The organism is Stenotrophomonas sp. YJH_SMC_119 (assembly GCF_059368315.1).
In genome coordinates this window covers 317,761-338,758 of the sequence record NZ_JCAFRP010000003.1, presented here as the reverse complement: position 1 = coordinate 338,758, position 20,998 = coordinate 317,761, and the positions used below count along the sequence as shown (strand labels likewise).

The following is a 20,998-nucleotide window of genomic DNA, read 5'->3' as shown; positions in this document are numbered from 1 at the left end:
GCTGGCCGAGTTGGTGGCGTTGGACGCCTGCACCGACAGCTCGCGGACGCGCTGCAGGTTGTTGCCGATTTCGGTCAGCGAACCTTCGGCGACCTGGGCCAGCGAGATGCCGTCGTTGGCATTGCGGATGGCGACGTCGGTGCCGCGGATCTGCGTGCCGAAGCGCTCGGAGATCGCCAGGCCGGCGGCGTCGTCCTTGGCGCTGTTGATGCGCGAACCGGAGGACAGGCGCTGGATGGTGGTGGCCAGCGAGCTGCCGCTGGTGCTCAGGTTACGCTGAGCATTCAACGACATCGTATTGGTGTTGATGACTTGTGCCATGAGGAGAGGTCCTTGAGCGGTTGCACGTGAGTTGGGTTAGACGCCCCCGACGTGCCCCGGGGGCGGCTCATGTCAGCGCTGCAACAGGCTGAGCACGTTCTGCGGTACCTGGTTGGCCTGGGCCAGCATGGCCGTACCGGCCTGCTGCAGGATCTGGGTGCGGGTCAGTTCGGCGGTTTCCTTGGCGAAGTCGGTATCGCGGATGCGGCTGCGCGAGGCCGACAGGTTCTCCGAGGAGGTCTGCAGGTTGGCCACCACCGAGGTGAAACGGTTCTGGATCGCGCCGAGGTCGGCGCGCACGCTGTTGACCGACTCGAGGGCCTTGTCGACGATCGACAGCGCCTTCTGCGCACCTTCGGCGGTGGTGACGTTCAGGTCCTTGACGAAGTTGGCCGTGGCGCCGGTCAGCAGACCGCCGTTGGTGCTGGTTTCGGTCAGGCCCAGGCCGGCGATGGTCGCGGCGGTGGCGCCGGCCGGCGGGGTTGCGGCACTGACGCCCAGGCTGAAGGTCTGGCCGTCCTTGACCGAGGCCAGGCTGATCACGCCGGCATTGACCGAGGCCATGACGCCGGTTTCGCCCAGCTTGTTGTTGATCGCGGCGGAGGTGGCCGAGGTGATCGATTCGCCCGCCTTCACGGTGAAGTCGTTGATGGTGACCGTGGTGGCGGTGCCGCCCGGCGGGGTCACCGAGATCTGCAGGCCGGAGTAGGTGGTGTCGGCGGTGGCCTTGTCGGCGGCGGCCAGGCTGGTGCCGGTGTAGCCGTTGGCGAAGGTTGCCGCGCCCAGCGAATCAGCCTTGGCGTTGACCACGCTGTTGATGGCGATGGCCTGGCCGGCGTTGGCGCCGACCTGGAACAGCTGGCTGGTGAAGGAGCCGTCCAGCAGCTTGGTGCCATTGAAGTCAGCCTGCTTGGCCACGCGGTCGACTTCCGAGACCAGCTGGGTCACTTCAGCCTGCAGGGCCTTGCGGTCGCTGGCCGAGTTGGTGGCGTTGGAGGACTGCACGGCCAGTTCACGGATGCGCTGCAGGTTGTTGCCGACTTCGCTCAGCGAACCCTCGGCGACCTGGGCCAGCGAGATACCGTCGTTGGCGTTGCGGATGGCCACGTCCAGACCGCGGATCTGGGTGGTGAAGCGCTCGCTGATGGCCAGGCCGGCCGCGTCGTCCTTCGCGCTGTTGATGCGCAGGCCGGACGAGAGGCGCTGGATGGTGGTAGCGAGCGAGCTGCCGCTGGTGCTCAGGTTGCGCTGAGCGTTGAGCGACATCGTATTGGTGTTGATTACCTGTGCCATGGGGTCGTCTCCTCTTATATGGAACCCGTTGGTGAATGAAACGAAGCGCCGCCTGTTTTTTTGTGTGGCTGTGTGCTTCGCTGTTGCCAAATGAATAACGGCGCTTTGTCAACAACCTTTAGCCGTGAATTCCGTCGATGCTGCAATTCGGTGCCGGAGGCTGTTTTTCCCGGGTTTTCCAGCCCTGGCTGGGCGTGAAGGCGACCCCGGAAAGGGCGGTTGGGCATGCCCAACCAGCGCTGATGAAGGTATCGGCGGGGCAGGGCCGGGCTTGATGGGCAATCACGGAAAATGCGTGCAGCACGTTTCCGGTAGCGCCAGCCCACGCCCGGCGAGCGCGACGGAACGGGCACGCAGAAACGAAAAAGGCCGCGATGCAGGGCATCGCGGCCTTTCAGGGGTGACGCAGGAGATGCGTCAGCGGATCTTGTTGAACAACGACATCGACTGCATCTGCGAGAAGATCGTCTGTGCCGCCTGCAGCGCGGTGCTCTGCAGCTGGTACTGGCTCAGTGCATCGGCATAGTCCAGGTCACGCATCTGCGACAGCGTGGTCTTCAGGGTCACGCTGTTGGCTTCACGCATGTCGGCGGCATTGTCCAGTGCCTTCAGCTGCGCACCGCCGGCCGCGCGCGAATCGATCATCCGTTCCGACGCACGGGCCACATCGCGCAGGGCGCTCTGCAGTTCGTTCTGCTGCGCGCTCATCTTGGCGGTGGTGCCGGTGTCGGCATCAAGCGCGGCAATCAGCTTGTCCATGGTGTCGAAGATGTCGCGGCTGGTGGCCGGCTTCACGTTGAAACTGTCACCGGCAGCGGGTGCGCCGGTGATCTGCAGGCGGACACCGTTGACTTCCACGTTGTCACCGGCCTTGAACGTGCCGGTGCCGGTCACGTTGCCAGCGCCGTCCAGTACCTGGTACTGGTCGGCGGCGGTGAAGCGGATGCTGAAGGACTGGCCGTTCCAGCTGTCGCTGCCATCGCGGGTGATGTTGGTCAGCACGCCATTGCCGGTATTGCTGGCCGCGGCAACACCATCGACGAAGCCGTCGCCAGTAGGAATGCGCATGAAGATTTCGCTGCCGGGCAGGGCATCCCGCACATAGGTATCGGGGCCGACTTCAATCTGGCGCTGGGTCTGGTCGCCACGGTAGACCACCTTGCCATTGATCTTGGCGAACGGCGGATCGCCATCGTTGGTGCCGCCGAACACGTAGCGGCCGGTGCCGTCGTCGGCGTTGGCCAGCGACAGCAGGCCCTCGCGGATCTGGTTCAGTTCGGTGATCAGCGTTTTCTTGTCGGCGGCGCCCAGTGCCGGATTGCTGGCCTGGATGGTCAGGTCGTTGACGCGCGCCATCAGGTCGTTGACCTGGGCCAGGGTGTTTTCCTGTACGCCCAGTCGGTTCTGCACGTTGCCGGCATTGAGTTTCATCCGGTCCAGTGCGGCCAGGCTGCGGTCAAGCCCGACCGCCGCACCAGCGGCAACCGGATCGTCCTTGGCGCTGACGATCTTGCTGCCGGTGGCGATCTGCTGCTCCAGGTGGCTGAGCTTGGCCTGCTTGGCCATCATCAGCGACACGGACTGGTTGAACATCATGCTGGTGGAGATACGGCTGCTCATCGACGGACGGCTCCCAGGATGGTCTGGAACATGCTGTCGGCGGTGGAGATCAGCTGCGAGGCTGCCTGGTAGGCCTGTTGCAGGCGCAGCATGTCGGCCGCCTCCTCGTCCAGGTTGACGCCGGATACCTCATCGCGCGCTTCCTGCGCCTTGTCATTGATCACCAGCTGCGCTTCCAGCGAATACTCGGCCGAGCGGGCGGCTGCACCGACCTGGGTGGTCAGGCCCCCCAGGGCGCCGTTGAGGGTGACCGTGCCGCTGTTGAATGCCTTGGCGCTCTCCACCTTGGACAGCCTGGAGGCGTTGCTGTTGTCCGACGAGCCCGCCGGAGTCGGGGTGATATTGAAGGTGTCGCCAACCTTCGGCGCACCGTCCAGCACGAAGCTCCAGCCATTGGCACTGATGGTCTGGCCGGGAGTATAGGTCTGCGGCGGGCCCCCATCGATGGTATAGGTGGTGGCCGAGGTGAACACGATCGCGGCCGGATTGCGCAGGTTGGCGTTGGTCGAATCGCTGACGGTGACACCGCTCAGCTTGCCGGTGCCCGTGTTGGACGTCGCCGCCGCGCCCTTCACCGCCGCGGCAGCGGCGATGCGCGACGGATCGGTGATCGCCACTTCCATGCTGCCCGCCACGCCTGCGGTCGGCTGCAGCAGGAAGCGGTCGTTGGCCGCCGGGGTACCGCCGACCACCAGCTTGACGCCGTTGATCACCAGTGGATCGGCGGCCGTACCGGTGCCGGTCAGCGGAACGTTGGCACCGGTGTCGGCACGGCTGGCCTTCCAGTTGGTGCCATCGAACTGCAGCACCACGTTCTGCGCGTCCAGCTTGCCGAGGTCGCCATAACTGGCGCTGAGGCTGGCGGTGCCGGTGTTGGCATTGTTGGCGGTGACGCGCGGGTTGCCGATGTTGAAGAAGTCACCCCCCAGCTGGCCATACAGGTCCACGCCCTGGTGATGCACCTGGTTGAAGCTCTCGGCCAGGCCTACCGCCAGCTTGCCCAGTTCGGCCTGGGCAGGTGTCAGCACGGTGTCGCGGAATTCCAGCAGGCCGCCGATCTGGCCACCGACCGCCTTCGGGTCGAGGCGGATGGTGTTGCCCTGCGTTTCCAGCGCCAGCTGCAGGCGCTCGGGCTGGTACGGGTCGGCCACGGTGGTGACCTTGGTCGCCGTGGTGCCCACCACCAGTGCGTTGCCGCCGGCGGTGTAGACATTCATGATGCCGCCGTCCTGGATCACCGCCGTGCCACCGGTGTAGCCGATCAGCTGGGTGATCAACTGGTCGCGGCGGTCGAGCAGGTCCGGTGCGGCGGTAGCGATGTTGGTGCCGATCGCACCGTTGATCTGCGCGATCTCCTGCGCCAGCCGGTTGACCTCGGTGGCACCGGCCAGCAGGCCGTTGTTGACCTCGCTGTTGAGGTTGTTCAGGTGGGTGTTGAGCTGCACGAAGCGGTTGGCCAGCGCCTTGCCACCATCCAGCATGTTCTGGCGGTCGGCGGTGCCGGCGGCATTGGAGGACAGGCCGCTGACCGAATCGAAGAACTTCGACCAGACGCCGGACACGTTGGTTGCCGCGTCGGAGAACAACGAATTGACCCGGTCGGCCATGCCGGAGAGCTGCTTCAGGCGCGCCAGCTCGCCGCTGCTGTCGAGCAGGCGCGAGATCGCCAGCTGGTCGGCGGTACGGCGGATGTCGGTGATGCGGGTGCCGTTGCCGACCGTGCCGTAGCCGTAGTTCTGGGGATCAGCGGTGGCGAAGTTGACCTTCTGCCGGCTGTAGCCCGGGGTATTGAGGTTGGCCACGTTGTGGCTGGTGGTCGCCAACGCACGCTGGAAGGCGAGCAGGGCACCGGTACCGGTGGAAAGTACGCTGGACATGGGGTTCCTCAACGACGGGTGATACCCAGCGCCGCGGTTGCGGTGCTGGCGAAGGTCTGGCCAAGGCGCGAGCCGGCATCGGCCACGGCGCTGACGGCGCGCTCGATGGTCGGTCCGCCGGCGATCGCGGCGATCTTGGCCGCGTAGCGCGGGTCGGTGGCATAGCCGGCGCGCTGCAGGCCACGGGCGAAGCCCTGCACGTCGGTGCCGGCCTGCAGGGCCTGCTGGTAGCGCGGGCTGGTCTTCAGCAGGCGCACGTAGTCGGCAAAGCTCTCGGCCGGCGAACTGTAGGCGCGGAAGCTGGCGGTCTCGTTGCGGCGCACGCCATCGACGTACTCGTGGGTGCCGGCCACGGCGCGCTGGCCGTTCCAGCCATTGGCCTTGATGCCGAACAGGTTGTGCGAGGTGCTGCCGTCGGCATGCTTGATGTGGCGCTTGCCCCAGCCGGTTTCCAGCGCCGCCTGGGCAACCAGGGCGCGGGCATCCACGCCCAGTTCCTTGGCCGCACGCTGCGCGTGCTGCCAGATGCTGGCGACGAAGCCTTCCGGGGTGTGTTCGCCCAGCTGGGCGACGGCGGTACGGGTCGCCATCGCATCGGCCGGGCTGATGGCCGTACCGCGGTTGCTGGCGGTGGCCGCCCACTGGTCGCTGTTGGCAGCCCAGTCCTCGCCTTGCAGGCCGCCGATGTACGGATCTTCGGTACCCAGCGAGCGGTGCATGCTGCTGCTTTCGCGCCCGGCGATCAGGTCCAGCGCCTGTTCCATCGGTGCAACCGCCGCGTGTGCGCCGGACTGCGCGCCGGCGGCCATCTGCTGCAGAAGGCGCACGGCCTGGCTGCCGTCTTCCAGCGGCAGCGACGGTGCCGGCTTGGCCGGTGCATTGAGCTGATAGGCACGGCTGGCCTTGGCCGGGTCCACGCGGGTATCCAGCGCCGGGCCATCGGCGGCCTGGCCGGACAGCTGCCGGCTGATCATGCCGGACAGGCCAAGGCCCTTGCCGCGGGTCATCGCCTCGGCAATCTTCTGGTCGTACATCTCGCGGAACATCTTGTTTTCGCCGGGGAACAGCGAGTCGCCGAAGCTGGCGTCACGCATGCTCTTGACCAGCATCTGCGCGAACTGGCCTTCCAGCTGGCGCGCGACCTTGTCGATCCTGGCCGGATCGTTCTGTTGTGCCGGGTGCAGATCGAATGCGGGATTGATGCGCATGTCAGATCACCTCGAGCTCGGCACTCAATGCGCCGGCCTGCTTCAGGGCTTCCAGGATCGCGATGAGATCGCCTGGTGCTGCGCCCACGGCGTTCACCGCGTGCACGATCTCGTCCAGGGTGGTGCCGCCGCTGAACTTGAACATGCGGCTGCCGTCGTTGGTGGCGGTGATGGTCGACTGCGGGCTGGCTACGGTACGGCCGCCGGACAGCGCATTGGGCTGGCTGACGTTGGTGTTTTCCTGGATGGTCACGGTCAGCGAACCGTGCGAGATCGCGGCAGGTCCCACGCGCACCTGCTGGCCGATGACCACGGTGCCGGTACGCGAATTGACCACCACCTTGGCCGGGGCGCTGCCCGGGGTCAGTTCCAGGTTCTCGATGCGCGCCAGCAGGCCGATGCGTGCGCCCGGATCGGTCGGTGCGGTGACCGCCACGGTCACGCCATCGACCGCACGTGCCGCACCTTCGCCGAACGCATTGTTGAGCGCAGCGACCATGCGCGAGACGGTGGTGAAGTCGTTGTTGTGCAGGTTCAGGGTGATCTCGCCGCCATTGGCCAGCGGGTCGGGCAGGGCACGCTCCACGGTGGCGCCATTGGGAATGCGGCCGACGCTGGGCACGTTCACCGAAACCCGCGAGCCATCCTTGCCCTGCGCACCGAAGCCACCCACGATCAGGTTGCCCTGGGCGATGGCATAGATCTGGCCATCGGCGCCCCGCAGCGGGGCCATCAACAGCGAACCGCCACGCAGCGAGACCGCGTTGCCGATCGAGGACACGGTGATATCGATCGGCTGGCCCGGCTTGGCGAACGGCGGCAGTTCGGCGTGGATCGCCACGGCGGCCACGTTCTTCAGCTGCGGGTTGACGTTCGGCGGTACGTTCACGCCCAGCTCGCCGAGCAGGTTCTTCAGGCTCTGCACGGTGAAGGGTGCCTGGCTGGTGCGGTCGCCGCTGCCGTCCAGGCCGACCACCAGGCCATAACCCACCAGCGCATTGCCACGCACGCCACCGATCTGGGCGAGGTCCTTGATGCGCTCGGCGCTGGCCGGGGCCACCACCGCGAAGACCAGGAACACGCCGCAGTAGAGCGACGTCATGCGTCGCTGCCAGGAAGAAGAGGAGAAGAGTTTCATGGCCATACTCAGAACGGCGTCAGGCCGGAGTTGAAGAAGCGGCTCAGCCAGCCCATCGCGTTGGACTGCGCGACCGGGCCGCGGCCGCCGTAGACGATGCGGGCTTCGGCCACGCGGCTGGACGGAATGGTGTTGTCCTGGCTGATGTCGCCCGGGCGCACGATGCCCTGCACCTGCACCAGTTCATCACCCTGGTTCAGGCGCAGGTTCTTCTGCCCCTGTACCACCAGGTTGCCGTTGGGCAGGCGCTGGATCACCGTGACCGTGACGCTGCCCTGCAGGCGGTTGCTCTGCGCGCTGTTGCCCTTGCCGGTGAAGTCACGCGCGCCCTTGGCCGTCGCACTGAGGATGTCCTTGCCGCCCAGGGTGACCGGCGCACCGAGGATGGACGGCGTGCCCAGGCTCAGGTTCGATTCCTTGTTGGTGGCGGTATTGGCACTGGTCTGCGCGGTGGTGTTTTCCAGCAGGGTGATGGTCAGCAGGTCGCCGACATCGCGCGCGCGACGGTCCGAATACAACTGCAGGGTCGGGCCGGCCGCGTAGATCGCGCCGGCGGTCGGTTCGGCCTGCGGTGGCATGATCGGCTGGATCGGTGCCATTGCCGGATAGGGGCGCACATCGCCGGCAATCACGCAGCCACCGAGCAGGGCAGCCACGGTGCAGGCGAGGGCAGTGCGGGCGAAGTTGGAAATGTGCGACATGGCGGTTTCCCGGGTTGGCCGGTCAGAGCTTGTTGTTGAGGTAGCCGAGCATCGAATCGGTGGTGGAAATCGCCTTGGCGTTCATTTCGTAGGCGCGCTGGGTTTCGATCATCGACACCAGCTCTTCCACCACGTTGACGTTGCTGCCTTCCAGCGCGCCCTGCACGACGGTGCCGAGGCCGTTGAGGCCGGGGTTGCCGTTCTGTGCCGAGCCGGAGGCCGTGGTCTCGAGGAACAGATTCTCGCCACGGGCCTGCAGGCCGGCCGGATTGACGAAGTCGGTCAGGGTCAGCGCGCCGACTTCCACCGAGGCGGCGCCGTCGGCCATCTTCACGCTGATGGTGCCGTCGGTACCGATGGTTACCGACTGCGCGCCTTCGGGAATCTGGATGCCTGGCTGCACCGGGTAGCCGCTGTTGGTGACCAGCTCGCTGTCCTGGTTGATCTTGAACGAGCCATCACGGGTGTAGGCCGAGCTGCCATCAGGCATCTGAACCTCGAAGAAGCCGCGGCCATTGACCATCACGTCGAGGGCGCGGCCGGTCTGCTGCTGGCCACCCTGTTCAAAATTCTTGGCGGTGGCGACCACGCGCACGCCGGTACCCAGTTGCAGGCCGGTTGGCAGCTGCGTCTGTGCCGAGGAGGAGCCGCCGGGCTGGCGCACCTGCTGGTACAGCAGGTCTTCAAAACTGGCACGGTCCTGCTTGAAGCCGGTGGTGTTGGTGTTGGCGAGGTTGTTGGAAACCACCGACATGCGCATCTGCTGCGCATCCAGTCCGGTTTTCGCGATCCACAATGCCTGGTTCATCTTCGATGTCCTGTCTGGTGAAGCCGGCCGCGTGGTGCGGCCCTTGTATGCGGGTGTGCAAGCGGTGTGCCAGCGCCGGCATCAGCCGGCGCCGGAATTCCGTCAGCTGCCCAGGCGCAGCATGCTGTTGGCGCTGCGCGCGTTTTCGTCGCCGTGCTTGATCACCTGCACCTGCATTTCGTACTGGCGCTGCAGCTGGATCATCTGCACCAGCGCGCCAGCGGCGTCCACGTTGCTGCCTTCCAGCTGGCCGCTGTGCACGGCCGTGCCCTGTGCCGGGGCGAACGGCTGGCGCGGGTCGGTGTTGCGGAACAGGCCATCCAGGCCACGCTCAAGGCGCTCGTCCGGCGCCTGCACCACTTTGATGCGGCCGATCTGCGCCATCGTCTGCGGGCCTTCGCCCTGCGGGATGATCGAGAGCGTGCCGTCGGCACCGATTTCCATCGCCTGGTAAGGCGGAATGGCGATCGGGTTGTTGTTGTCATCCAGTACCGGACGGCCGCTGGAGGTCACCAGCTGGCCGTTCGGCGTCACCGACAACGCCGCGCCGCGCGTGTACGCCTCGCTGCCGTCGCTGGACTGCACGGCCAGCCAGGTGCCGGTCTGCAGGGACAGATCCAGCGGCTTGCCGGTGATGTGCTGCGAGCCGGGCGTACGGTTGAAGCCGGCGTCGACGTGCAGCGCATCCACCCGCGAGGCAAAGCCCGGGCCCTTGATCGGGAAGGCTTCGGTATTGGCCAGCGCTTCCTTGAAGCCAGGGGTGTCCGAGTTGGCGAGGTTGTGGCTGAGCGTTCCCTGCGCCTGCAGGGAGGCGCGGGCACCGGTCATCGCCACGTAAAGGGCTTTATCCATGCGGGGAGTTCCGTGACAGGGTCAGCAGCTCATCAACGGATGTTGATGACGGTCTGGGTGATCTGGTCCTGGGTGGTGATCATCTGCGCGTTGGCCTGGAAGTTGCGCTGCGCGGTGATCATGTTGACCAGCTGCTCGGTGAGATCGACGGTGGATGCTTCCAGCGAGCCGGCCTGGATCTTGCCGAGATTGGAGGTGTCCGGCATGCCGGTGCGCGGGGTGCCCGAGCTGAAGGTGTCCACCCACAGGTTGTTGCCCTTCGATTCCAGGCCCTGCGGATTGTTGAAGGTGGTCAGCGCGACCTGGCCCAGCGGCTTGTCGGCGCCATTGGAGTAACGCGCGTAGACCACGCCGGTTTCCGACACGGTGATCTCATTGAGCTTGCCGGCGGCGTAGCCATCCTGCTGGGTGTTGCGCAGCGCGAACTTCTCGCCGTACTGGGTCGAGCCGCTCACGTCCAGCGTCATGTTCAGCACGCCGGCACCGGTGGTCGGGGTGAAGGTGCCGAGGCTGACCTTGCCGTCCGCCGGTGCGGTCAGCTTGCCGCTGTTGTCGAAGGTGACCGGGGTTGGCGCGCCGGCCGGCTGGCCGTCCACGTAGTTGCGCACGGTCCACTCGTTCGGGTTGGCACCCTTCACGAAGTACGAGACCTGGATGTGGCTGACGCCCAGCGAGTCGTACACGGTGATGCCGCCGCTGGAGTGGTTGTAGCTGTTGGAGTCGGTCGGATCGAAGGTGGTGACCGTCGGCTGCTTGGCGTTGGCCGGCAGGGTAAAGCCGACCTTCACTTCGCTGGTCTGCTTCGGCGGGCTGTCGGTGGTGAGCAGCTGCAGGTCGACCATGCGGCCGGCATCGAAGTTGGTGCCATCGGCATTCGGTGCGAACACCTGCAGGCGTGCGCCCTGCGGGTTGATCACGTAGCCGGACGGATCGGTCTGGAAATTGCCGGCGCGCGAGTACACGCGGGTGCCGTTCATGTTCATGGTGAAGAAGCCTTCACCGGAAATGGCCATGTCCAGGCTGCGGCCGGTCTGTTCGTTGTGGCCCTGCTTGAACTGCTGGGCGACATTGGAAACGCGCACGCCAGAGCCGACCGCGTTCTTCGACAGGCCATAGCCGGTGGCCGAGAAGAGGTCGGCGAATTCGGCGCGCGATTCCTTGAAGCCGGTGGTGTTGACGTTGGCGACGTTGTTGGCAGTGACGCTCAGGTCGGAATTGGCGGCATTGATGCCGGACAGCGAGACATTGAAGCCCATGGGATGCTCCTGGTAAGTGCGGGGTGTGCGGCTCAGCTGACGCGGAGCACGTAGTCGATCGGGGCCGTGCCCAGGCCCTTGAGGTTCAGGTACAGGCCGTCGGAACCGACGGTCACGCTTTCCACCGGCGCCTGCACGTAGGTGGACAGCTTGGTGCTCTTGCCGGCGGTATCGACGTGGTTGGCAACGATGGAGTACTTGCCCGGCTCCATGCGCTTGCCGTTGGCATCCTTGCCGTCCCACTGGAACGCAGTCTCGCCGGCGGCCTTGGCTTCCACGCTCAGCGAGGTGACCTTGGCGCCGGTGGCATCGGTGATGTCGACGGTGATGATGCCGGCCGAAGGCGCGGCCACCGTGCCTTCAACGTTGCCTTCCTTTTCCAGCACCAGCTTTTCCGACGGCACCAGCACCTGGTGGCCGACCAGCGCCGCACCACGCAGCACCTGGTCGCTGGCCATCGATTCCTGGAAGCCCTTCACCGTCTTGTTCAGTTCGGTGATGCCCTGCACGGTGGACATCTGCGCCATCTGCGCGACCATCTGCGTGTTGTCCATCGGCTTCAGCGGATCCTGGTGCTGAAGCTGTTCGGTCATCAGGCGCAGGAAATCGGCCTGGTCCAGCGTGTTCTTCTTCTTGGTGGCGTTGCTGTTCGGGGCGTTCAGACCGAGTGCGGTGTAGACGTCCTGGTTGGTCTGGTTGTTGACGGCGGTGGTCATGGCGGTATCCGGTACTGCGGGCCTCAGCGGCCCATGGTCAGGGTGGCCAGGGCCAGTTCCTTGGCGGTGGTCAACATCTCCACGCCGGCCTGGTAGTTGCGCGAGGTCGAGATCAGGTTGACCATCTGCGCCACCGGGTCGACGTCGGGCTGGTAGATGTAGCCATCGCCATCGGCCAGCGGGTGGCCCGGCTCATAGCGCTTGATCGGCGCCGCATCGCTCTGGGTGATCTCCTTCACCTTCACCGAGGTGATGTTCGGATCGTTCTTGCTGGTGACGGCCTGGAAGATCGGCTCCAGCGGCTTGTACACCGCGTCGGCGGAACCGGCGACGGTATCGGCGTTGGAGAGGTTGGAGGCGATGGTGCTCATGCGCACCGACTGCGCCTGCAGCGCGGAGCCGGCGATATCGAAGATCGGCAGGTTGCTCATGGCTTATTGCCCCGTGATCGCGGTCAACATGGAACGCACCTTGCTCTCGACGAAGCTGAGCGAAGCGCGGTACTCGAGCGCGGCGCGGCCATAGGCCGCACGCTCGGCATCGGGATCGACGGTGTTGCCGTCCAGGCTGGGTTGCACGCCCTCGCGCGCGATCTGGAACGGGTTCAGGCCACTACTGATTTCGTAGTGCTGCTCATGGGTGGTGGCCATCAGGCCATTGGCATCCTGCCCCTGGGCATGGCGCAGGGCGGCATCGAAGTCCAGGTCCTGGGCCTTGTAGCCGGGAGTGTCGGCATTGCCGAGGTTGCTGGCGATCAGCTTCATCCGCTGTTCGCGCAACGGCATGGCCTGGGCATGGACGCCCAGGTAGTCGGTAATCAGGTTGCGCACGGTGCACTCCCACGGGAACGTTGCCCGGGAAGCTGCAAGGGGTGTGCCAAATTCGAGAGGGTAGTGCCGGCCGCTGGCCGGCTCCCCGATGGATCTGCGGTTGCCGGCCAGCGGCCGGCACTACCGGATCAGTGGCCTCAGGCCGCCAGCGCCACCTTGCGCAGGCGGTCCAGCACGAAATCGGCCAGCTCGTGCGGCGAGTACTTGGCGACGAAGGCGTTGGCGCCGACGCGCTCGACCATGGCGTTGTTGAAGACGCCCGACAGCGAGGTATGCAGCAGCACGTAGAGGCCGGCAAGGCCTGGATGGCGCCGGATTTCCGTCGTCAGCGTATAGCCGTCCATCGCCGGCATTTCGATGTCCGAGATGACCATGGCGTAGCGCTCGGCCGGGTTCTCGCCTGACGCGTGGATCTGCAGCAGGTGGTCCAGCGCCTGCTTGCCATCGGAAAGCAGGGTGGCGCCCACCCCCAGCTGGTCCAGCACGCTGCGGATCTGCTGGCGGGCCACGCGCGAGTCATCCACCACCAGCACCTGCAGCTGCGGGCCGTCGGAGGGCATCGCCATCGCCGGATCGAGCACCGCTTCGCCGCGCACCTGGGCGATGTCGGCCAGGACGCTTTCCACGTCGATCACCTGAATCAGTTCACCCTGGAAGCGGGTCACTGCGGTCAGGTAGCTCGATTCGGCGCCCAGTTCCGGCGGCGGATGGATGTCTTCCACCGCGATGTTGACGATGCGCTCCACGCCGCTGACCAGGAAGCCCTGGATCGAGCGGTTGAACTCGGTGACGACCAGGTAGCCGGGCGAGGTGTCCGCCTCCGGCTCGCGCTCGGGATGGCCGATCGCCAGGCCGAGGTCCAGCACCGGCACCGAGCGGCCGCGCACGTCGGCCACGCCGGAGAACTGGCTGGGCAGTCCGGGCACCTGGAACAGTTCCGGGCGCCGCAGGACTTCCTGCACCTTGAAGACATTGACGCCAAAAAGCTGACGTCCGCCGAGACGGAACAGCAGCAGCGCCAGGCGATTGTGGCCGGCCAGTCGGGTCCGCTGGTCGATCCGGTTGAGCAGGTCATGGGACATGGCTGCTGTATCGGCGGGGTAGGCGCCGAACTTGAGGGCGCTCTGCCGCCCACGCGCTCCACACCGCTTCTGTAGAGTCGACTGTGAGTCGACTGCTCTTCTAGCAGACTGCTCTTCGCGGTCGACTGCTCTTATCCGATCGCGGGAAATCCCGCGCTTCGCGCGAAAGTCGACTAACAGTCGACTCTACACATCCCCATCCCGAGACCTCGTCTCTGGCACACACCTTGCACGCAGCTGGGCCAGGTCCCATCGACAGGAGGCGCCATGCGCCGGGTCACATCTCTATTGGCCATCGCGCTTGCCCTGGCCTCGCCGTGGGCGGCGGCCGCCGACTGGCAACCCGTAGCCAGCATCCGCACCGCAGCGTTGTCGACGCTGCCGGCCGGCAGCGAGGGTGAGGCCCAGGTGGCCGATGCGCTGCGCCTGCCCAAGTGTGGCGGCGCGCTGCAGGTGCAGCCTACCGCCAACACCACGGTGGAGGTCAGTTGCCCTGATGCGGGGGGCTGGCGCCTGTTCGTGCCGGTGAAGGTGCGGCGCAACCAGACCGTGCTGGTGCTCAATCGTGGAATCGGCACTGGAGAAACCCTCACCGCCGCCGATATCACCACTGCCCAGCGTGACGCTGCCCGGATTGCCGGTGCGGTGCTGGCCGATCCCAATGCAGCGATCGGCCGCATCGCCCGCCGTCCGTTGCAGGCCGGAGCCCTGCTGTCGAACAACGACCTGGTGGTTCAGCGTCTCATCAAGCGAGGAGACAATGTAGCCCTAGTGTCGCGTCGCGGTTCGGTCGAGGTCCGCATTGCCGGCCGTGCGATGGGTGATGCCGGTGAGAACGAGCGGGTCTCGGTCGAGAACCTGTCCTCGCGGCGGATCGTGCAGGGCACGGTCGATGCCGCAGGTGACGTAATCGTGGCGCGTTGAATTACCGCAAAATATCCCTAAAGATCACGGCCCTGCGGCCGTTATCCCTTGTGAACGGCAACTCCAGGACACCCCATGAGCCAGAAAATCGACGGCAACCTGCAGGTCCCCCAGGCACTGCGCAGCGTGACGACCCCGGCCAACAAGCCCGGCGTCAGCACCGATGCGGCGGCGCGCCCGGTCGAGGCGGCCGACAGCCTGCGCCTGACCGGCGAGGCCACCAATCTGCAGGCCATCGAGCGTGAGCTGACCACCGCCCCGGCGATCGACGCCCAGCGCGTGGCCGCCGTGCGCGAGTCGCTGCAGAACGGCACCTACAAGATCAATCCGGACGCGATCGCATCGCGCATGCTCGATCTGGACCAGCAGCTGCACGGATGACCGCGGCGATGAGCGAGCCGCTGCAGCGCCTCGCCCAGGCCCTGGACGTTGAACGCCAGGCCCTGGTCGAGCACGACGTGCACGCCTTGATCCGGGCCACCGGCGCCAAGCTGGAAGCGCTGCGTGCGCTGGAAGGTGCGCCGCCGGTGGGGCAGGGCGAGCAGCTGCAGGAACTGGCCGAGCGCAACCGCGCCAATGGCGTGCTGCTTTCGCGGCGCCGACGCGAAGTCAACTGGGCATTGCGCCAGTTGGGCCGTACCGAAGACGCCTCGGCCTATGACGCCAAGGGCCAGTCACACACCGTTACTGCCCGCCGCCCACTCGCCGTCGCCTGACGCGACGGCGGTCGCACTACCCACCCCCGCGGGCTGAAGCCCGCTGCGTGACCGCGTATATTGGGCGCCTGTTCGAACGTCTCGAGTCGCCGTGTCCGCTGCCAACGCCCTGGTTACCGCCCCCCTTCCTCCGCAGCCGGTGCTGCAGGCCCTGCTTGAGCGCCTGCGCGAAGGGCTGCTGCTGTTCACTGAAGACGGGCAGGTGGCGCTGGCCAATCCGGCTGCGCAGAACCTGTTGGCCGGTGGGGAGGACGGTGCATTGCCGCCGCAGCGGCTGCGTGAGCTGCTGCCACCCGATGCGCTGGAACAGGCGCGGCAGCATGGTCACTGGAACGGCAGCCTGCCGCTGGGGGAGGGCGTGGTCATCGCCCACCTCTACCACCACGGCCCGGTCGGCCAGGGGCACTTCCTGGCGTTGTTCCGCCATATCGAAGGGCAGGAAGACTACGAGCGCGAGCTGCAGCAGCGCCATGCCGAGCTGCGCCAGGCCTACCTGCGCCTCAACGGTACCCAGGAAAAGCTGCTGCAGTCGGAAAAGATGGCGTCCATCGGCCAGCTCGCTGCCGGCGTGGCGCACGAGATCAACAACCCGATCGGCTACGTGCACTCGAACCTGGGCAGCCTGCAGGAGTACCTGCGCAGCCTGTTCACGGTGATCGAAGCCTACGAACGCGCCCTTCGTGCGCCCGACCCGAAGGCATTGATTCCGGAAATCGACGATATCCGTGACCGCCTGGACATCGATTTCATCAGCCGCGACCTGCCGCAGCTGATGGCCGAGTCGCGCGAAGGCATCGAACGGGTGACCCGCATCGTGCGTGACCTGAAGGACTTCTCGTATTCCGGCCGCGACGAATCGTGGAAGCTGGTCGACCTGCACGCAGGGCTGGAATCGACCATCAACATCATCTGGAACGAGCTCAAGTACAAGGTCACCCTGGTGCGTGAGTTCGGCCAGCTGCCGCTGGTGGAATGCCTTCCGTCCGAGTTGAACCAGGTCTACATGAACCTGCTGCTCAACGCCGGCCACGCCATTGCCGAGCGCGGCACGATCACCGTGCGTACCGGTGTCGACGGTGACCAGGTATGGGTCGAATTTGAAGACACTGGCGGCGGCATCTCGCCGGAACTGCGCCAGCGCATCTTCGATCCGTTCTTCACCACCAAGCCGGTGGGCAGCGGTACCGGCCTGGGCCTGTCGATCTCCTACAGCATCATCAACAAGCACCATGGCCGCATCGACCTGGACAGCACCCCGGGCGTGGGCTCGCGCTTCCGCGTGGTGCTGCCGGTCAAGCAGCCGCGCTGACCGCTTCGGGTAGTGCCGGCCGCTGGCCGGCAACCTCTTTGAACCAGGCATCGAGAGCAGCCGGCCAGCGGCCGGCTCTACCAGGGCTTGTCCCCGACCGGGTTCGCGCTTCGGGTAGTGCCGGCCGCTGGCCGGCAACCTCTTTGAACCGGGCATCGAGAGCAGCCGGCCAGCGGCCGGCTCTACCAGGGCTTGTTCCCGACCTGGATTCGCGCTTCGGGTAGTGCCGGCCGCTGGCCGGCAACCCATTGAACCGGGCATCGAGAGCAGCCGGCCAGCGGCCGGCTCTGCCAGGGCTTGTCCCCGACCGGATTCGCGCTTCGGGTAGTGCCGGCCGCTGGCCGGCAACCCCTTTGAGCCAGGCATCGAGAGCAGCCGGCCAGCGGCCGGCTCTACCAGACGGGATCGTTACCGCAGCGGGCGATCCTCGCCGCCATCGCCGCTCTCCGCAGGCGCCGGACCGGCGTTGCTGCGACGCTGCTCCTCATAGGTGCGGAATGCCTGGTGGATGTGCTTGCGCAGCTCATCGTCGTTCCACGGTTTGGTCAGGAAGCGATAGATCGCGCCGCGGTTGATCGCGTCGGTCACCGTGTTCAGATCGGTGTAACCGGACAGCACCAGGCGGATCGTATCCGGGTACAGCATCTTCACCCGGCCCAGGAACTCGGTGCCGCTCATGTCGCTCATGCGCTGGTCGGACAGGATCACCTGCACGTCGTTGATCGCCAGCAGGTCGAATGCATCGCGCACGTTGCCGGCGGCCAGGATGCGGTAGCCATCGCGGCGGAACAGGCGCACCAGCGAGCGCAGCACGTTCTCCTCGTCGTCCAGCAGCAGCAGCGTGCGGTCCGGGCGGGTCTCGGCGAAGGCTTCCGGGCGCAGGTAGCGGCGGCGCAGGGTCATGCCGGCGGCATCGGCCGACATCGGTTCGCCGAACAGGTAGCCCTGGAACACGTCGCAGTCGTTGCGGCGCAGGAAGCCCAGCTGCGCCTGCGATTCCACGCCGTTGGCAATGACCGTCATGCCCAGCTGGTGGCCCATGGCGATGATCGCGCGTGCGATGGCCGCTTCGCGGTTGCCGGCTGGTGCACTCTTGATGAAACTGCGGTCGATCTTCAGCTTGTCCACCGGGTAACGCACCAGCGCACTGAGGCTGGAATCGCCGGTGCCGAAGTTGTCCAGGCTCAGGCTGATGCCTTCGTTGCGCAGGTTGGCCAGTGTCTCGTGCACGAAATTGACATTGTTGGTCAGCGCGCTTTCGTTGATCTCCAGCGTCAGCATCTGTGCCGGCACGCCCGCGGCCTGGATCAGGCCCATCACTTCAGCGAAGAAGTTCGGCCGCAGCAGCTGCAGGGTGGAGACGTTCACGGCAATGGTGAAGTCGTCGAAGCCCTGGTCGCGCCACAGGCGGGCCTGCTTGAGCGCGCCCTCCAGCACCCAGGTGCCGATCTGCACGATGATGCCCAGTCGCTCGGCGGTGCGCATGAAGCGCTCCGGCACCAGCATGCCCAGCGTGGGGGACTGCCAGCGCAGCAGCGCCTCCATGCCCACCACATGGCCGTCGCGGGCACTGACCAGCGGCTGGTAGCGAAGCTTCAGCTCACCGTTGGGGATCGCGTCGACGATCTGGCGCGCGATGATGCTCTCGCTGTGCGCGCTCGGCGGGGTATCCACTGCATGGATGCGCACCGCGTTTCCACCTTCGCGGGCTGCCTGGTACAGCGCATCCTCGGCGTGGTCGAGCAGTCGCGAGGCGTTACTGGCGTGTTCCGGGCACAGGCTCACCCCCAGCTTGCCGGTCATGAACAGCGTGTACGGCAGCACCGACAGGGGCAACTCCATCTGTTGCCGGATCTCCTCGGCGAAGTCCTCCGGCAGCGGCACGTCGGCGTTGCGCGGGACCGCGATCAGGAACTCGTCGCTGCCATGCCGCCACAGTTTGCCGCGACCGCGCAGGTAGGACTGCAGCCGCTGCGCCACCAGCACCAGCGCCTGGTCACCCACCTCGGCGCTCATGTTCTCGTTGACTGAAGCGAAGTGGTCGATGTCCACGTGCATCAGCATCAGCGCGGTGCCGCCGGAGGCCGCTTCGGCGACCATCGCCTGCAGCTCGGGGTTGCCGGCACCGAGGCGATCGGGTGCATCATCGATGCTGACCGGCGGCTGGTTGGGATTCCACATAGGCTCAGTATTCCGGTGACTCAACGGCGGCCATGCTGGCCGCCTGGTAGGGGAGGTGAACGTCGATCAGGGTGCCTTCGCCATGTGCGGACTCGATACGCACATGGCCGCCGACACTCTGCGCGCGCTCGCGCATCACGATCAGGCCCAGGCCGCGCGGGCCGTCCGGGTCGAAACCTTCGCCGTCGTCGCGGATCTGCAGGTGCAGGCTGCGCTTGCCGATGTCGCGCAGTTGCAGGTGTACCTGGCTCGCGCGCGCGTGCCGCAGCACGTTGGTCAGGCTCTCCTGTGCGATGCGGAAGCAGGCCTGTTCGATGCTGTTGTCGGGGCGATGCGGCAGGGGCTCGATCTCGGCCAGCAGCTCCACCTGCGAAGAACGGAACAGCACCCGTGCCTGCCAGCTGAGGGCCGCTTCCAGGCCCAGCGCGTCCAGCTGCGGAGGGCGCAGCAGGGTGGAGATGTCGCGCAGCTTGGCTACCGTGGTGTCGGCCAGGCTGACGATCTGTGCCAGGTCCTCGGCGCGGCGTTGCGGATCGTGCTCGTCCTGCGCGGCATGGGCGGACAATTTGATCGCCGTGATCGCCTGGCCGATGTCGTCGTGCAGATCGCGCGAGATCGCGCGGCGCTCGTCTTCCTGCAGGGAGAACAGGCGGCCGGCCATCGCCTGCAGTTCGCGGTTGCTGGTTTCCAGTGCACTGCGCGTCCGTTCGGAATCACTGAGGTCGCGCACGATCAGCAGCTTGCAGTCGCGGCCACCATAGCGAACCTCGCCCACCGCCAGGCCGGCATGGAAGCTGCGGCCGTCGGCGCGCTGCATGGCCACCACGCTGCTGTGGCCGGGGCCCAGGTGTGGCTGCCCTGCACGCAGCTGGCCGCGGACGCGGGCCAGATCACCGGCAGCGACCAGCGCCGACAGCGGCTCACCCAGCAGGGTATGGCTGCCATAGCCGAACAGGCTGGCCGCCCAGGCGTTGGTGTACAGCACGTGCTCGTCGGAGAGGATCACCACGCCATCGGGCAGCACCCGCACCAGTTCGCGGAACTGCTCCTCGCGCTCGCGTAGCAGGCGCCGCGATTGCTCCCGCTCGGTCACGTCCTGCAGGGTGCCCAGCACGCGGCTGCGGCCGGACTCATCGACACCACTGGCGGCACGCAGGTGCACCATCAGGGCGCGTCCGTCCATCGACAGCAGGGGCAGCAGTACGTCCACCTGCACCGGATCACCCGAGCAGAGGTCGGCCAGCAGCTGTTCGGTCTGGGTGGCGGTGGCAGGGTCGGCGGGAACCAGCAGCTCGTCGAAGCGGTGCCAGCGGCGGGCTTCCGGCGGCCGGCGGCCAAGCAGGCGGTAGACCTGGTTGGAATAGCGGCCCATGCCGGTGGACGGGTCCAGTTCCCAGGCGCCGATGCGCGCCAGTTCGTGGGCTTCTTCCACCCGCGCAAGCGCCTGGTCACGGCGCAGCTGGGCCAGGTCTTCGGCAGTGCGGTCGATGGCAATCAACAAGCGGGCGTTGTGGCCGTCATAGCTGATGGCGTTGGAGCGCAGTTCCATCTGCCGCAGCGAGCCGTCACGCAGCTGCAGCTGGGCACGCAGGATGCACAGTTCCTCCGGCGCCTCGCGGATCGCCTCCAGCTTGGTCTGCAGCGCCTGGTCCTGGCCTGGCGGCCACAACGCGTCGATGGTCTGCTCCAGCAGTTCGTCACGCTCCCAGCCGAAGGCGATACAGGCAGCCGGATTCGCATCGAGGATCGCCAGCGTGTCCAGGTCGTAGACCAGGATCGGGCCGGGGTTGCCCTCGAACATCTGCCGCAGGCGCAGCTCCGAGGCCTGCTGGCGCGCATGGGTGTGCAGCACATGCTCGGCCAGCGGCCGCAACAGCAGATACAGCAGGCCGGCACTGGCCAGTGCGAAGAACGAGCCCTTCACGCTCTGCCACATCGCCGCCTGCTGCGGATCCGGCACCAGCGCCTGCACGGCACTGTCGGAAGCGATCATCCAGGCCAATGCCATCACCAGGTAGCTCAGGACCACCCGTCGCCGGTCGCGGCTCAGCGCCTGCGCCATCCGCGGATCGGGTACAAGGGCGGTGCCGGTCGGTTCTGCAGGCATGGACGGGCTGGTTGAAAGGGGCGCCGGCCATCTTACCGCGCAGGTGCGCCCAGACCACT

General features: G+C 66.5%; 20 protein-coding genes. 4 read left to right on the top strand and 16 right to left on the bottom strand.

Features of this window, described 5'->3' with window-relative positions:
• From AC5P6S_RS07550 to AC5P6S_RS07485, 14 genes are all read right to left on the bottom strand, one after another.
• Positions 1 to 321 (bottom strand): flagellin N-terminal helical domain-containing protein (locus AC5P6S_RS07550; RefSeq protein ID WP_495204549.1); only part of this gene is annotated, 321 nt, incomplete at its 3' end.
• Between the two features lie 72 nt (positions 322 to 393).
• A complete protein-coding gene (locus tag AC5P6S_RS07545; protein ID WP_012480119.1) occupies positions 394 to 1,614 on the bottom strand; it encodes a flagellin in 1,221 nt (406 codons plus the stop codon).
• A gap of 417 nt (positions 1,615 to 2,031) precedes the next feature.
• The gene (gene flgL, locus AC5P6S_RS07540) at positions 2,032 to 3,234 is read right to left on the bottom strand and encodes a flagellar hook-associated protein FlgL (protein WP_012480120.1); all 1,203 of its coding nucleotides are present in this window, start codon (positions 3,232 to 3,234) and stop codon (positions 2,032 to 2,034) included.
• On the bottom strand, positions 3,231 to 5,111 hold the full coding sequence (gene flgK, locus AC5P6S_RS07535) for a flagellar hook-associated protein FlgK (RefSeq protein ID WP_005413269.1): 1,881 nt from the start codon (positions 5,109 to 5,111) through the stop codon (positions 3,231 to 3,233). Before flgK ends, flgL begins: the two co-directional genes overlap by 4 nt.
• A gap of 8 nt (positions 5,112 to 5,119) precedes the next feature.
• Complete coding sequence (gene flgJ / locus AC5P6S_RS07530; protein WP_111197466.1) at positions 5,120 to 6,319, bottom strand: flagellar assembly peptidoglycan hydrolase FlgJ; 1,200 nt, start codon at positions 6,317 to 6,319, stop codon at positions 5,120 to 5,122.
• A gap of 1 nt (position 6,320) precedes the next feature.
• On the bottom strand, positions 6,321 to 7,463 hold the full coding sequence (locus AC5P6S_RS07525; RefSeq protein WP_099561887.1) for a flagellar basal body P-ring protein FlgI: 1,143 nt from the start codon (positions 7,461 to 7,463) through the stop codon (positions 6,321 to 6,323).
• A 2-nt stretch (positions 7,464 to 7,465) separates the two neighbouring features.
• Positions 7,466 to 8,158, bottom strand: coding sequence for a flagellar basal body L-ring protein FlgH (gene flgH, locus AC5P6S_RS07520; RefSeq protein ID WP_043033568.1), 693 nt, complete (start codon positions 8,156 to 8,158; stop codon positions 7,466 to 7,468).
• A 22-nt stretch (positions 8,159 to 8,180) separates the two neighbouring features.
• Entirely contained in the window at positions 8,181 to 8,966 is a 786-nt protein-coding gene (flgG, locus tag AC5P6S_RS07515) for a flagellar basal-body rod protein FlgG (RefSeq protein WP_495204548.1), read from the bottom strand.
• A 102-nt stretch (positions 8,967 to 9,068) separates the two neighbouring features.
• Positions 9,069 to 9,818: a flagellar basal body rod protein FlgF gene (locus AC5P6S_RS07510; protein ID WP_005409572.1), complete on the bottom strand. Its 750-nt coding sequence runs from the start codon at positions 9,816 to 9,818 to the stop codon at positions 9,069 to 9,071.
• Between the two features lie 32 nt (positions 9,819 to 9,850).
• Positions 9,851 to 11,074 carry a flagellar hook protein FlgE gene (gene flgE / locus AC5P6S_RS07505; protein WP_005409573.1) on the bottom strand — a complete coding sequence of 408 codons (1,224 nt, stop codon included), beginning with the start codon at positions 11,072 to 11,074 and terminating at the stop codon, positions 9,851 to 9,853.
• A 32-nt stretch (positions 11,075 to 11,106) separates the two neighbouring features.
• Entirely contained in the window at positions 11,107 to 11,790 is a 684-nt protein-coding gene (locus AC5P6S_RS07500) for a flagellar hook assembly protein FlgD (protein WP_495204547.1), read from the bottom strand.
• Positions 11,791 to 11,813: 23 nt separating this feature from the next.
• Positions 11,814 to 12,221 carry a flagellar basal body rod protein FlgC gene (flgC, locus tag AC5P6S_RS07495; protein WP_005409575.1) on the bottom strand — a complete coding sequence of 136 codons (408 nt, stop codon included), beginning with the start codon at positions 12,219 to 12,221 and terminating at the stop codon, positions 11,814 to 11,816.
• Between the two features lie 3 nt (positions 12,222 to 12,224).
• Positions 12,225 to 12,620, bottom strand: coding sequence for a flagellar basal body rod protein FlgB (gene flgB / locus AC5P6S_RS07490; protein ID WP_005409576.1), 396 nt, complete (start codon positions 12,618 to 12,620; stop codon positions 12,225 to 12,227).
• Between the two features lie 137 nt (positions 12,621 to 12,757).
• Entirely contained in the window at positions 12,758 to 13,702 is a 945-nt protein-coding gene (locus tag AC5P6S_RS07485) for a chemotaxis protein (protein WP_005409577.1), read from the bottom strand.
• A gap of 267 nt (positions 13,703 to 13,969) precedes the next feature.
• Between AC5P6S_RS07485 and flgA the strand changes: the two genes are divergently transcribed.
• From flgA to AC5P6S_RS07465, 4 genes are all read left to right on the top strand, one after another.
• Positions 13,970 to 14,626 (top strand): flagellar basal body P-ring formation chaperone FlgA, encoded by a 657-nt coding sequence (flgA, locus tag AC5P6S_RS07480; protein WP_099473118.1) that lies wholly within the window; start codon positions 13,970 to 13,972, stop codon positions 14,624 to 14,626.
• Between the two features lie 75 nt (positions 14,627 to 14,701).
• Complete coding sequence (gene flgM / locus AC5P6S_RS07475; RefSeq protein WP_005409579.1) at positions 14,702 to 15,007, top strand: flagellar biosynthesis anti-sigma factor FlgM; 306 nt, start codon at positions 14,702 to 14,704, stop codon at positions 15,005 to 15,007.
• Positions 15,004 to 15,342, top strand: coding sequence for a flagellar protein FlgN (locus tag AC5P6S_RS07470; RefSeq protein ID WP_005409580.1), 339 nt, complete (start codon positions 15,004 to 15,006; stop codon positions 15,340 to 15,342). The genes flgM and AC5P6S_RS07470 overlap by 4 nt, the downstream gene beginning before the upstream one ends.
• 91 nt (positions 15,343 to 15,433) lie before the next feature.
• Positions 15,434 to 16,651: an ATP-binding protein gene (locus tag AC5P6S_RS07465; RefSeq protein WP_005409581.1), complete on the top strand. Its 1,218-nt coding sequence runs from the start codon at positions 15,434 to 15,436 to the stop codon at positions 16,649 to 16,651.
• A 408-nt stretch (positions 16,652 to 17,059) separates the two neighbouring features.
• On the opposite strand, the gene AC5P6S_RS07460 is transcribed toward AC5P6S_RS07465, so the two are convergent.
• Both AC5P6S_RS07460 and AC5P6S_RS07455 read right to left on the bottom strand, forming a co-directional pair.
• Complete coding sequence (locus AC5P6S_RS07460; protein ID WP_005409582.1) at positions 17,060 to 18,832, bottom strand: EAL domain-containing protein; 1,773 nt, start codon at positions 18,830 to 18,832, stop codon at positions 17,060 to 17,062.
• A gap of 4 nt (positions 18,833 to 18,836) precedes the next feature.
• A complete protein-coding gene (locus AC5P6S_RS07455; RefSeq protein ID WP_062606983.1) occupies positions 18,837 to 20,939 on the bottom strand; it encodes a sensor histidine kinase in 2,103 nt (700 codons plus the stop codon).
• Between the last annotated feature and the right edge of the window lie 59 nt (positions 20,940 to 20,998).

What these genes read in the sequence shown, in the direction of transcription:
- AC5P6S_RS07545 (WP_012480119.1), bottom strand. Translation starts at nt 1,614, where the DNA reads ATGGCACAGGTAATCAACACCAATACGATGTCGCTCAACGCTCAGCGC.
- flgL (WP_012480120.1), bottom strand. Translation starts at nt 3,234, where the DNA reads ATGAGCAGCCGTATCTCCACCAGCATGATGTTCAACCAGTCCGTGTCG.
- flgK (WP_005413269.1), bottom strand. Translation starts at nt 5,111, where the DNA reads ATGTCCAGCGTACTTTCCACCGGTACCGGTGCCCTGCTCGCCTTCCAG.
- flgJ (WP_111197466.1), bottom strand. Translation starts at nt 6,319, where the DNA reads ATGCGCATCAATCCCGCATTCGATCTGCACCCGGCACAACAGAACGAT.
- AC5P6S_RS07525 (WP_099561887.1), bottom strand. Translation starts at nt 7,463, where the DNA reads ATGGCCATGAAACTCTTCTCCTCTTCTTCCTGGCAGCGACGCATGACG.
- flgH (WP_043033568.1), bottom strand. Translation starts at nt 8,158, where the DNA reads ATGTCGCACATTTCCAACTTCGCCCGCACTGCCCTCGCCTGCACCGTG.
- flgG (WP_495204548.1), bottom strand. Translation starts at nt 8,966, where the DNA reads ATGAACCAGGCATTGTGGATCGCGAAAACCGGACTGGATGCGCAGCAG.
- AC5P6S_RS07510 (WP_005409572.1), bottom strand. Translation starts at nt 9,818, where the DNA reads ATGGATAAAGCCCTTTACGTGGCGATGACCGGTGCCCGCGCCTCCCTG.
- flgE (WP_005409573.1), bottom strand. Translation starts at nt 11,074, where the DNA reads ATGGGCTTCAATGTCTCGCTGTCCGGCATCAATGCCGCCAATTCCGAC.
- AC5P6S_RS07500 (WP_495204547.1), bottom strand. Translation starts at nt 11,790, where the DNA reads ATGACCACCGCCGTCAACAACCAGACCAACCAGGACGTCTACACCGCA.
- flgC (WP_005409575.1), bottom strand. Translation starts at nt 12,221, where the DNA reads ATGAGCAACCTGCCGATCTTCGATATCGCCGGCTCCGCGCTGCAGGCG.
- AC5P6S_RS07485 (WP_005409577.1), bottom strand. Translation starts at nt 13,702, where the DNA reads ATGTCCCATGACCTGCTCAACCGGATCGACCAGCGGACCCGACTGGCC.
- flgA (WP_099473118.1), top strand. Translation starts at nt 13,970, where the DNA reads ATGCGCCGGGTCACATCTCTATTGGCCATCGCGCTTGCCCTGGCCTCG.
- flgM (WP_005409579.1), top strand. Translation starts at nt 14,702, where the DNA reads ATGAGCCAGAAAATCGACGGCAACCTGCAGGTCCCCCAGGCACTGCGC.
- AC5P6S_RS07470 (WP_005409580.1), top strand. Translation starts at nt 15,004, where the DNA reads ATGACCGCGGCGATGAGCGAGCCGCTGCAGCGCCTCGCCCAGGCCCTG.
- AC5P6S_RS07460 (WP_005409582.1), bottom strand. Translation starts at nt 18,832, where the DNA reads ATGTGGAATCCCAACCAGCCGCCGGTCAGCATCGATGATGCACCCGAT.
- AC5P6S_RS07455 (WP_062606983.1), bottom strand. Translation starts at nt 20,939, where the DNA reads ATGCCTGCAGAACCGACCGGCACCGCCCTTGTACCCGATCCGCGGATG.